Genomic DNA, 11,531 nt, shown 5'->3' with positions numbered 1-11,531 from the left:
CACCTCCAGGCGATCATCAAGAACCGACTCAAGAGCATCCAGTACCGCGACGATCTCCTCGACGGCTTCCTCGCGCACACCGGACTGACACTCGAACCCGACACAACCTGACCATTCAAGATCTGTAGACCCCCGGATACGTTCACGACCGGCAGAGGTTCTCGACCTACGCTACGCCGATGGCCGGGCTGGTCAGTGGCTCTCTCCTTACCCTGATGACGGTCATCGGTCCATTGCTGTGGTGGATCGGCGTGGGCACCGCATCTGCAGTCTGCTCAGCAGCTGCCAGCAACCGGTGCGCGCAACTCCGCACTTCGTTCTCACCCGGTTCGCGCTATCGAAACTCCCCCAGCCGGTTCATCAACGTCATCCGGAGAGCTGGTGAAGAGTTCAACTCCGGTTGACGAGATTGCGTACGACGAGTCGCCGTCGAAATCAACCGTGAGGCCGCCCTGAGCGGCGCTCCGCTCCTCGGGCGCTGCTGCACCTCTGTCGTTGCCCGAGCGGCTGGTGCCCCGGAATGCGCGATTGATAGCTTTTGGCCCGAGACATCAACCCTGCAACTCAGGGCAGTTGAAGGTCGATTCCGAATCCGCCAGCCTTCGCCTCAGCCATTGCAGCTCATGGAACGACCGACTATATGGTTGGCGGGCGAAGCCCAGCATGAGTTCCTCGATCAGTTGCAGGGCTTCGTGACCTCTGCCGTAGCTCACCAAGGCCAAGGGAAGCCGCCATTCGAAGTGCTTACCCCCACTGAACCGCCGCTGCCGCAACAGATCGTTGATCAGCAGATCGGGGGTCACATGGGAAACAATATCGACAAAAGAGTCGATGTGCCGTGCGATCGATATCGCAACAGCTTCAGGCCCCGCATGGCCGGGCAAATGGATGCCGACGTCTCGCAGTCGGCCGACTGCGACGCTAACAGTGGCAGTTAAGAGTTCTGGCGGATCTGCACCGATCAATCGGCAGTACGCCCGCTCGACGGGAATAAGCAAGAAGTCGATCCACGGCCGGACGACCATCTGCTCAGCCGAAACTACCTGAAAGCGCAGCCGTCCAAGGACATCCCTCCCGCCGCTCAGACTGAATGTCAAGTGGTCGAAGGGGGCCAGACCTGCAGCACTCGCCTGCTGCCAGATCTCGGCAGCGGTTGCGGTTGCAGCGGCCGAACCGAGATCTGGCGCTTCTACAGGCGGAGGCGGAGCCGCGGACCACCACCATCGGGAAGAGATGGTTGACGCATCCCTGAGCCCACGGCGCTGCCTCTCATCGACCACGTACACCGCCGCAGCAAATCGATCTACAGACGGGTGACGCAGCCGGATAACAGATTCTATGCAATCGCGCGCCGCCAGACGCGACAGAGCCTCTCTTCGCCCTGTCAACTCGGAGGAAAAGCTCCTCCAACAATCCAGCAGCCTTCCCGGCGCGATGAACAACGCCCCCCTACTTCGACAGTTCCTTGAGATATTCGGCTTCTGGATTATCCGCCTTGAAGTAGGTGACGATCCCTCCGTCACCCAAAACCCCGAGTTCCCGCGTTTTAGTGTTCACCCGCACGAGAGCGCCGCCTGAATCGCGTCGCTGCTCCTTAGTGCCAGACGTGGCGGCATCACAGAGAAATCGTTGAGCACAGCTGGCGTAATCATCGAGAGCCTTGTCGACATCGCCATCGTTCCTATCCAAGATCTCTCTCATGTCACCGACACCGCCCGGCTTACCCTCGCCCATCACGTGCTTGTCAAGTGATCGAACAAGTTGCCGTCGCTCGTCCAATCGCAATTGTGCACCAGCACCGAGGTGTTGCCTGCGAGCACATAGTACGTGTGGGATTTTCACCCCCTCACGCAGTGTGACTTACGTTTTCATGGCGTTTCACCTGGCTTTTCGCGTGTGGCACCAACCTGCCGCATCGATATCTATCGGTGTTGACGGCGACGGTGACGGCAACCTGGGGAGACGTCCGCGCTCGATGGCGGCCGAGAAATCGATGTCTGACGTTATCCGAGGTAGGGGGTATCGCGGCGCTGGGCGTGGTGGTGGAGGCGGAGTCGGACGGTGTCGTGGATGGGGATGTGGTCGAAGTCGGTGGGGTGGATGAAGCCGACCTCGGTGGACTCGTCGCTGACGGTCAGCGTGCCGCCGGTGACTCGGGCCAGGTAGGTCACGGTGAACTCCTGCCGGACCTCACCGTCGGCGTAGGCGATGACGTGTGCGGGGTCGGTGTAGATGCCGAGCAGGCCGGTGATCTCAATGTCGAGGCCAGTCTCTTCTTTGACCTCCCGGATAGCGCACTGTTGGAGGGTTTCGCCGATGTCCATGGCACCACCGGGCAGCGACCAGTTGCCGGAGTCGGTACGCCGTTGCAGCAGCACGCGGCCGTGCTCGTCGGTGACGATCGCGGCAGCACCGGGGACAAGGCTGTTCGCGGCGGGCGCCTGGGGGTCGTGGTAGTAGTCGCGCCGGCCGGTCACCGGGTCTCCTCCGGGTAGGCGGTGGTGGTTTGCCAGATCTGTTCGAACTGGTCGGCGTGGGCGGCGAAGATGCCGTGCGGGGACAGTTCACGCAGGTGTAGGGCGGGGTGTTGGTAGCCGCGGGCGCGGTAGAGGTGTGGGGTGACGATCATCTGGTGGTCGAAGCGGAACACCGAGTTGTACAGGTCGCGGTGTGCAGGCCGATCGCGACGCCGGGCACGTCGTGGAGGGGTTCGCAGAAGTTGAGGGCGTTGCGGATGCGGCCGGGTAGGTGCCGCCGATCTGTTCGAGGGCGTCGCGTTCGGCGACGTGCGGGCAGTCGGGGTCGGCGAACGCGAGCCGGACCCGTGCGCCGTTGGCGGCCTTGTCGGTGATGAGCTGCATGGTGTTGGGAAGCAACTCCAGCAGGAACGGTAGGCGTAGCCGAGCAAATCGATCCGCGTGGTGGCGCCGGTGAGCAGGGCGGCCCAGACGTGGTGGGGGATGTCGGCGCGGTGGGCGTAGGCGGCGACGACCTCGGCGGTGGCTTCCGCGCCGGGTGCCTGGTCGGGGCGGGTCTGGGGCCACAGGTCAGCTTCGGTTTCGCCGAGGGCGTCGGCGACGGCGAGGCGGGTGCGTTGGTGCGGGATGCGGCCGGCGAGCCACCGGGTGACGGTCTTGACGTCGACACCGACGGCTGCGGCGAGAGCGGCCGGGTCGAGGTGGGCGCGGAGCATGGCCGCGCGGAGGCGGTGACTCATACTGCCCCACGGTAGTGGACGCAGCGGGACGCGCCAGGGTCGTGGAAGTGTCCGGGCTGGTGTCCGTCGGGACGTTGGGGTGCCCGGGGCTGGTTCGTAGGTTCAGCGGCAGGGACTCGCCGGTTCGCCTGCGGCTGATTCGCCGGGCTGGTGGGTGCCAGGGGGAAGGGACTGCCGCCGGCCCTGGGAGTGGTCGGGTCGGGTGTCGGCGGTGGCCCCTTCCCCTTCCAACGGACCGGGAGGGCGGTGGGGTGGGGGTCGGTGCATCAGCCGGTACGGCCGCAGTGGATCTGCGCGGGGTGCGGGGCGCCGTGGCCGTGTCGGACCCGTAAGCGGCAGCTCGTGGCGGAGTTCACCGGGGCGCGGGTATCGCTAATGCTGCACCTGTCGGCGTACCTGGTGCAGGCGTGCGAAGACCTGCCGCACACCCCCTCGGGGATCCTGCACGCGCGGTTCCTCGCCTGGCCACGCTCAGCGGCACTGCGAGGCCGACCGAGGCAACTTCGCCCAGCAGCCCGAACACCTCCAACGGGCCAATGACGGCGACCAGCCCTCGCCGCCCGCCAAGCGTCTCCGCAGCAGCCGCGGCCGCGCACCGAAGCAGTAAGCCAGCCGGACCAAGGCCCTCGACCAAGATCCGACTGGCTCAAAACTGCTCTACAGGATCAAGTACGGCCCGGCAGAGCCGGGCCGCGCGCACGCGCTACGGCCTACGGCCCCGCGCGCACGCCCGCCAACACCGAGTCGACCAACTGCCAGGACGACCCACCAGTAGGAGCCGTAACGATCCCTTCACGATGCGACCTGGGCGTGTGGTTCCGGGGATCGACGCCGCACCGCTACGCGGCACGCCATCGCACGCCCTCCCACCGCTCTGGCCAGACATCCATCGGCTCGTCTACATGTCACTCTATCTCTGACGGCAACCGCGACGGCAGCCCAGGAAGACTACCGCCCCCTCAAGCAACCTCCGACTACGAACCGTAACCGTTGCGGCCAGCGACAAGGGCAGACGACGACCCGTCAGGGACGTCGCCTGGCCACTCAACCAGGCATCAACGGAAACCGCTCAGCGCCCGCGAAATATCCGACCGATCTCCGCCTTTTGGTCGGCAATTGATACGACGTCCAAACAGTCGGCCGGCGCAAAAACATCAACCAGATCTTCGTCAGAAACAGGGCGTCCGACTGAAAGCAAGTACGCCAACCGACCATTACTCATCTGACGCGTCATCCCGGATGGGCTTACATTCTTCCTAGCCCCTTGGCAACACAGTAGCAGACTTTGCGATTCGAGATCCGCGCGCACCGCGATAAGACATTCGAATAGATCTACCCCCGAGTATCTCCGAGGTTCGCCCGCTCCCCAACGTGCTTGAAGTACCGCCGGATCCTCAGACAGCAAGGTGAGCTCAACCTCGACGTTTCCACCTTCGGCTCCGGTCGCCGACAAGTTATAGAACATTGCCGCCACGCTACCTCCCGCCGCCATAATTTGGATTCATAACCCGCGTGCCGTCAGGCAAGCGACATGAGACGATGCATTCCGGAGCAATCCTCCTAGGAACTGCTATTTCACGTTCATGCGAGAAGGGGTTTCCTGGGAATTCTTTATTGACGTCGACGCCGTCCGCGCGCACTTCATAGACGTTGCCACCCCTGTTTATCGCGACTCGCTCGCTTGTCGTTGTGGAAACATAACCAGAGTCCCGCGACCACCCGGACGCATGCTCCAGGACATCCATATTATCCCCGCGAGATTCGAAGCCATTAGCGAATATTTCGCTTGGATCCCGGGTGTCACTACGGTAGAGCGTCTGGCTCCCGCAGTTGTGCACGAGTACCGGATCGTCACCGGCTACCACATAGTACGTGTGAACGGTGTCGACGGTGAGGTCATACATGACCTGCCGGCCCGTGTAGGCTCGGATCTCGGCCACGGTCACCGGCGAGCCGTCGCTGCTCAGCATCCGCTCGCCGACGCGCAACTCAGACGAATCGATCCAGGCCGACCTATCCTGGCTCCAGAACGGGTGGTTCGCAGTGGTCTCCACCACTACCACTCCGTCGTCCGTCGCCAGCGAAAGGTCGGTCAGCTCCACATCGAGATTAACGTGGGTGGCTACGACCTCTTGCGCCGTCGTTTCGCCCGTCTCAGGATCGGTCACCAGGACCTTTTCGCCGGTCTTCACCGACTCGATCGGCCGCGTCGAGCCGTCGGCCATCAAAACCAAGGTGCCTGCCGCGAAGCTGTGGCATCCCTTGCTGAAGAGTTTTTTGGCGCTGCTGACCAGGTCGCCGAGCAGGCCCTTGACGCGGCTGGTCAGGTTGGCGAGTTTCTTCCACTTCCATGGAGCGCCGTATCTGACGGCCAGCTTGCCCAGCGCACCGCCGATCGCCGCGCCCGCGACGTTGACTGCCGTGGCCAGGCAGCCGCCCATGTCGCCCTTGAGGAAGCAGTCCAGGGCATCGGTGATGCCCAACTCGTCCATCAGGATCTTCGCCAGGGCCTTGGCGGCATTGAGCATCTTCGCCTTGGCCGCGGCGATCCGCCGCTGCCTTTCCTTCTCCGCCGCCGCCCGCGCGGCCGCGGCCCGCTCCTCCGCTGATGCCCGCGGGTTGTTGTGGACGTTGATCGTGGGCTCGTCCGGGTCGTACGCGCCCGAGCAACCACCGCAACCGTCGTTGTGACCCTTGACCTTGTGGTAGTTGCCGTACATGTCCTCGTAGTCGGCGCCCGGCCCGCAGGCGTCGTCGGAACAGGCCTTGAGGCCGTCCGGGTCGGAGAACGAGATCGGGTTGTTGTTGGCGTACGCGTACCCGTTCATCTGCTGCGGGTCGTTGACGTCGATGATCGGGTCGACCGAGATGAACCGGCCGGCGATCGTGTCGTACTCCCGCGCGCCGATGTTCACCAGGCCTGTCGTGGAATCGATGTTCCCGTTGACGAAGCCCTTCTCCGTCGGCCACTGACCTGGCGACGCTCCCCGATTCTCGCCGTACGGGGTCATCCGCCGGTGCGTGACAGCGCCGCTCTGGTCCACGACTGCCTGGCCGGTGCCGTGGTGGTCGTTCGCGACGTACCGGAGGCCGTCCACCTTGCGGACCAGGCTCGCCCCGCCCGGAAGCGCGTAGTACCGGGTGGCGTCGGTGGACCGGGTCTGGTGGTTCAGCCGGATCTCCATGCCCGGCAGGTAGAGCGTGGTCGAGGCCGGCTCCTTGCGGAGCATCCGGGAGCCGTCGACGTCATAGAGGAAGCTGGTCTTCTTGCCGGCTTCGGTGACCGACTCGAGGTTGCCCTCGGCGTCCCAGACCAGGGTCTGGTCCTCGCCGGTCCTCGTCCGCTTCTTCGTGTTGCCGGCCGCGTCGTACTCGTACGAGTACAGCCGGTCGCCCTGCGGAGTCTTCTCCGTCATCTGGCTCAGCGTGTGCGGCTGCGCCTGGCCGGCGGCCGGATAGGTGTAGCTGCGCTCGATCAGCGGAGTGCCGTTGGTCCCGTACTGGACCTCGGTCTTGCGGTTGCCCGTGACGTCGAAGGTGTAGGCGTGGTGGTAGGGGGCCACGCCGCCCACCCCGGTGACCGAGGGCCCACCGGCGCACGGGTCGGTCGCGGTGCTCGCCGACGTCCAGGCCCGCTCCATGCGACGCAGGTAGTCGTACGTGAAGCACTGCGTGTCCTGCGTCCCGGACGGGTTGTTGGCGATCCGCAGGATGTTGCCGGACTGGTCGTACGTGTAGCGGGCGTCGATGTCCACGACCGGGGCCGACTCGCGGTCCAGCCGTTGCCGGGTGAGCCGCTTGGAGCCCTGCTCGTACTCGTAGGTCGACCAGACCTTCCGGGTGCCCACCCGAGCCTCGGTCTGCAGTACCTCGCCGGTGCCGGCGTACTCGACGTCGGTCAGGTAGGGGGCGTCACCGGTCGCCGCGGTCAGGCGCTCAAGATCGTCGTAGGTGTAGGCGACCGTCTCGAACGGCAGCCCACCGCCGTCCGACATGCTCAGCGACTGGATGCTGCCGTCCCGGTTGTACTCCGTGCCGAAGGTGTAGAAGCCGGCCAGTTCGGCACCGGCGTGCTCGGGCACGGAGTAGTAGGTGGCGTGCGGCCGGTAGAACTCGTCGTAGATCGAGAAGTACGTGGCGTACTCGTGCCCGTCGATCCAGCGGCTCGTCGAGGAGAGCTCACCGAGCATCTCCAGGTCGTACGTCCAGCTGCTCAGCAGCTCCCCGGTGTCGGCGGCCCCCTTGTAGACGGCGATCTTGCGGCCGATCTCGTCGTACTTCGTGCTGATCGTCTGGTTGAGGGCGTTCGTGGTGCTGGTGAGCCGGTCCAGGTCGTCGTAGCCGGACGTCGACGTGCCGGCGTCCGGGTCAATCGACTTCGTCTTGCGGCCCAACTGGTCGTACTCGTGGGACCAGACGTTGCCGGCCGGGTCCTTGACCGTCTTCAGCTGCCCGGCATGCGTGTAGGTGTACTCGGTCTTGTCGAAGTCGCCCGTAGGACCGCTGCCCTTGTACTGCCGCAGTTCGGTGGTCTTGCCCAGGGCGTTGGTGATCGCGGTCGTCGGGGTGCCGCCGGCCGGTGGGTCGACCGAAACCCGGTCGCCGCCGTAGGTGGTCGTGGTGCGCCACTTCTCGTTGCCCGCGACCGCGAAGATCTCCGCCGTGACCCGGTCCGCGCCGTCGTAGACGTACAGCGTCTGGCCGTTGACGTCACCGTTGACGGCCGGGTAGATCACGTCGGTGGGCGTGCCCGCCACCGTGTACGTCGCGTACGTCTTCGCCAGCTGGCCGGTGCCGGTGTAGAAGGTGTCGGCGACCGTACGGGTGCCGTCCGGGCCCTCCGACTGCACCTGGCGGGGCCGGAGCAGACCGTCGTGCAGCTTGTACTCGACGCTGTAGGAGCCGTCGTTCTGCCGCCGCTCGGTCTTGATGGCGACCGGCTTGTCGGTGCGGACCAGGTAGCTGTAGCGGATGCTCGGCTCCAGCCCGCTGGCGCCCGTCCGGTCCGGCATCCAGACCTTCGCCAGCCGGCCCAGGGCGTCGTACTCCAGGACGCTCTTGAGGCCGTTCTGGTCCACCTGGCCGACCGGCACACCCCACGCCGGGGCGTAGTCGGTGGTGGTGACGAACTGCAGCGGGTTGGTCTCCTTGACCTTGGTGGTCAGGCCGTTGGTGTCCGTGTACACGGTCTTGGTGACCCGGCCCAGCGCGTCGACGGCGGTCAAGGGCCGGCCGTACGCGTCGAACGTGCCCTCCGAGGCGCGGATGTAGGTGGCCGTCGTGCCGTTGTGGCTCTTCAGCCGCTCGGTCCGGGTCGGGTTGCCCAGCGTCGGCGCGACGCCGAACGCCTTGCCGTCGTAGAGCGTCCGGGTGTCGGAGATGACCTGCTTGCTGCGGTCGGGGGTGGCCGAGCACGCCACCGACACCGACTCGACCCGCGACACCAGGCTGTACAGGTGGGCGGTCGCGTTGTCGGCGTACGTGGTCCGGCTGCAGGCCTCGTCGCCGGTAACCGCCACGTCACCCTCGTTCTCGGTCTCGGTCACCCGGCCGAAGCTGGTCTCGAAGGTCGAGGTCTGCTTCGTCTCCCGCCAGCCGCCGGCGGCCAGGGCGACCAGGCTCCGGGCGGTGGTGGTGTTGATGAACCAGGCCTTCTTGCTGCCCCAGCTGTGGGTCTCCGTCGCGGTGTTGTGCCGCCACGGGACGGCGATGCTCTTGCTGACCGCGTCGGCGCCGTCGTAGACGATGCTCTCCAACTGGTGGCCGGAGAACTCGTTGTGGTCGGTGTGGCTCCCGCCGGTGGAGTCGGCGACGCTGACGGTACGCGTGCCGCCGTCCGGATCCTTGTCGCCGTGCATGCCGCGCAGGTAGCGGTACTCCGTCTTGGTCGTCTGGACCTGACCGTCGCCGGCCGTGACGATCACGCGGCCGTAACCGCGCCAGTCGCTCCAGGTCAGGTCCTTCGGGTCGGAGATGCCGTCCGGGTCGGCGTGCCGCCAGGCCGCACCGTCCAGGTACTGGTAGCGGGTCACCATGTCCGGCGCCCCGCCGGTGCGGTCGGTCTCGACGACCTGCTCGACCACGTACTTGTGGAACCAGTCGGTGATCGGGTCGCCGCTGCCGAGCGGGTTCCACTTCACCGGGTAGCAGCGCCTGGTGCTGTTGCCCGGCGTGGGCAGCGTGCTCTTGGTGCAGTCCGGGGTGGCGTAGTTGACGTCGATCTGACCGCCGGCGTCGGTCCACACTGTCGCCAGCCGGAAGCGGACCAGCGGGGCGATGTTGTCGCCGTCGCGGTCGATCCGGTTGGGCAGCTGCAGGCCGCCCAGTTCGACCGACGGCATGGCGATGTCGGCGCCCGGCCCGTAGAGGCCGGTGTGGGTGATCTTGTGGAGCCAGAGGGTCCGCGAGCCGTCACCGTTGTCGGTGAGCAGGTGGTCGAGCTTCCAGTTGTCCACCGGCGTCCAGCCGGTGCCCTCGCGGATCTCGGTGGTGATGCCGGTCAACCGGGCCCGGGTCCAGAACGTCGGGGTGATCTGGTCGAGCTTGCACTTGGTGTCCTTGGCGCAGTTCCGGTCGAACGGCACGTCCGGCCAGTAGGGCGCGGTGGTGGTGTTCAGATCCTGCGGGTCGCAGTCGACGTTGCCGGACGGCAGGCACCGTTCCTTGGTCTCGAAGCGCACCCGGGCGGGGGCGTTGGTCGTGTAGACGGCCTCGTGCCGCTGGCCGTAGTCGACCCGCTTGAGCCAGCCGCCCCGGACGTACGGGACACCGTTGACGTCGGTCTTCTTGCCCCGGGCGTAGTAGTTGATCTCCTTCTCGTAGAAGTACGAGGTGACGTTGCCGTAGCGGTCCTTGACGTAGTCGAGGCTCCAGCGCCACGCCTGGTCGCAGTAGGCCGACGTGAACGTCGCGTTGTAGCAGGGCTCGCCCGAGTCGTCGCCGTAGATCGGCACGGTCCAGGTCGAGCCGGTCTCCTCCTTGCCGGAGGTCCAGCCGGGGAGCCGGTTGAGGCCGAAGTGGTACTGGGTGCCGTCGGTGGTGGTGACCCGCCAGTACTCGCCGTCGTTGTCACCGTTCACCGCGCCGGTGAGCCGCTCGACCTTCGAGCCGTCGTCGGTCCCGAACCGCCAGGTGTCACCGGTCTTGACCAGTTCCGTCGACTTGCCGTTGAGCAGGATGGTCGCGTTGTCGTACGCCCAGCACTGGTCGGCGTACTGGTCGTGCCCGTCGTCCGAGCAGGGCTTGTACCGGCGCTCGATGTGCCCGGGCTCGTAGTTGAAGCCCTCACCGATCCACGAACCCTGGTTGTTGGTCGTCGCGGTCCGGCCGTCGACCGACTGCGACGAGTAGGCAAGCGCGATCGGCGGCGCACCACCACCCGGCACCGGCGGACTCCGCAGCGGGTAGCTCCAGGAGAAGCCACCCGTGGAAGGGGCCACCGACCACTTGGACGACGGGGACAGCTTCGTGGCGCCGTAGTCACCCTGCGAGGAGGAGTCGGTGGCGGTCATGGCGAAGAGCGCACCGGTGCCCGCCTCGGCGGAGAGCGTCTCGGCGGCGCTGTCGTTCGTCGTCGGCAGCGGAACCGGGGCACACTGGGCCTTCTCCGGCGTGGTCAGCGCGCACTCCGGCAGGCGGACCAGCCGCAGCCGGGCGCCGAAGTCGCCACCGAATGCACCGGCGACCCCGCCGTAGCCGAGGTCGAGGCGGACGTTCCCGGCAGCGGCCTGACCGTCGGCCCGGTCGAGCCGGACGATCGGGCCGTCGACCTTGGCCTTCTCCGAGGCCTTCCGGTCGAGCACCTCGATGCGTACCTTGCCGGGAGCGGAGGCCGCCGGACGGGCCGAGTCCGGCGCGGCGGCCGCGGCGGCGGGTGCGGCCGACACCGCGACCGGCAGGCCACCGATCTTGGCGGTGGCCGCCGGGGCCTTCGAAGAGCCGGCGGTGGAGCGGGCCGACGCGGGCGCCGGCACGGTGATGTCCGCGGCGCCGGCGGCGGGCCAGGTGACCTTCGCCGGGGCGGTGGAGGCGGCAGCCACCGCCGGGTTGGCCGCCTTCGGCTTGGCCGGCAGCGGGTCGCGCTTGGGCAGGACCTTGGACGCGTCCGAGGTCGACGGACGGTTCGGCTTCGCCTCGGCCGAGGCGGGTGGGGTCGCGATCTGGATGAAGCCGGCGGCCATGACACCGGCCATCGCCCAGGAAACCGGTCGTACGGTGTGGCGGACGAACCCGCCGGACCGGACCAGGAGTCGGGAGAACATCACCCCTCCAGGGGTTACGGGAGAAGAACGGGAAAGCGTGCCGGTGGGCCCGC

At 66.5% G+C, this 11,531-nt stretch carries 6 protein-coding genes and 2 pseudogenes; 2 read left to right on the top strand and 6 right to left on the bottom strand.

The features are described 5' to 3' along the window. Positions 1-179 precede the first annotated feature (179 nt). Complete coding sequence (locus ABD52_RS39195) at positions 180-404, top strand: hypothetical protein (RefSeq protein WP_152748275.1); 225 nt, start codon at positions 180-182, stop codon at positions 402-404. Positions 405-551: 147 nt separating this feature from the next. On the opposite strand, the gene ABD52_RS39190 is transcribed toward ABD52_RS39195, so the two are convergent. From ABD52_RS39190 to ABD52_RS41685, 5 genes and pseudogenes are all read right to left on the bottom strand, one after another. After that, positions 552-1,286 carry a hypothetical protein gene (locus ABD52_RS39190; RefSeq protein ID WP_151014233.1) on the bottom strand — a complete coding sequence of 245 codons (735 nt, stop codon included), beginning with the start codon at positions 1,284-1,286 and terminating at the stop codon, positions 552-554. A gap of 163 nt (positions 1,287-1,449) precedes the next feature. Beyond that, positions 1,450-1,734 (bottom strand): hypothetical protein, encoded by a 285-nt coding sequence (locus ABD52_RS39185; protein ID WP_152748274.1) that lies wholly within the window; start codon positions 1,732-1,734, stop codon positions 1,450-1,452. Continuing rightward, a pseudogene (locus ABD52_RS41690) lies at positions 1,734-1,835 on the bottom strand (hypothetical protein); the annotation flags it as partial. The pseudogene ABD52_RS41690 and the gene ABD52_RS39185, both read right to left, overlap by 1 nt. A gap of 168 nt (positions 1,836-2,003) precedes the next feature. Beyond that, the gene (locus tag ABD52_RS19200) at positions 2,004-2,477 is read right to left on the bottom strand and encodes an NUDIX domain-containing protein (protein ID WP_047892717.1); all 474 of its coding nucleotides are present in this window, start codon (positions 2,475-2,477) and stop codon (positions 2,004-2,006) included. Continuing rightward, positions 2,474-3,193: pseudogene (locus ABD52_RS41685) on the bottom strand (XRE family transcriptional regulator). Before ABD52_RS41685 ends, ABD52_RS19200 begins: the two are co-directional and overlap by 4 nt. A 270-nt stretch (positions 3,194-3,463) precedes the next feature. Between ABD52_RS41685 and ABD52_RS40875 the strand changes: the two are divergent. Then, a complete protein-coding gene (locus tag ABD52_RS40875; RefSeq protein WP_082171328.1) occupies positions 3,464-3,757 on the top strand; it encodes a flavin reductase in 294 nt (97 codons plus the stop codon). Between the two features lie 935 nt (positions 3,758-4,692). Here the strand turns inward: ABD52_RS40875 and ABD52_RS19190 are convergent. Then, a complete protein-coding gene (locus tag ABD52_RS19190) occupies positions 4,693-11,478 on the bottom strand; it encodes a polymorphic toxin-type HINT domain-containing protein (protein ID WP_235437497.1) in 6,786 nt (2,261 codons plus the stop codon). Between the last annotated feature and the right edge of the window lie 53 nt (positions 11,479-11,531).

This window comes from Micromonospora sp. RV43 (genome assembly GCF_001029515.1).
Lineage (GTDB): Bacteria > Actinomycetota > Actinomycetes > Mycobacteriales > Micromonosporaceae > Micromonospora > Micromonospora aurantiaca.
The sequence above is the reverse complement of the archived record's forward strand: the minus strand, read 5'-3'. Positions and strand labels throughout refer to the sequence as shown.

Coding starts and splice junctions, on each gene's coding strand:
- ABD52_RS39195 (WP_152748275.1), top strand. CDS start 180: ATGGCCGGGCTGGTCAGTGGCTCTCTCCTTACCCTGATGACGGTCATC.
- ABD52_RS19190 (WP_235437497.1), bottom strand. CDS start 11,478: ATGTTCTCCCGACTCCTGGTCCGGTCCGGCGGGTTCGTCCGCCACACC.
- ABD52_RS39185 (WP_152748274.1), bottom strand. CDS start 1,734: ATGGGCGAGGGTAAGCCGGGCGGTGTCGGTGACATGAGAGAGATCTTG.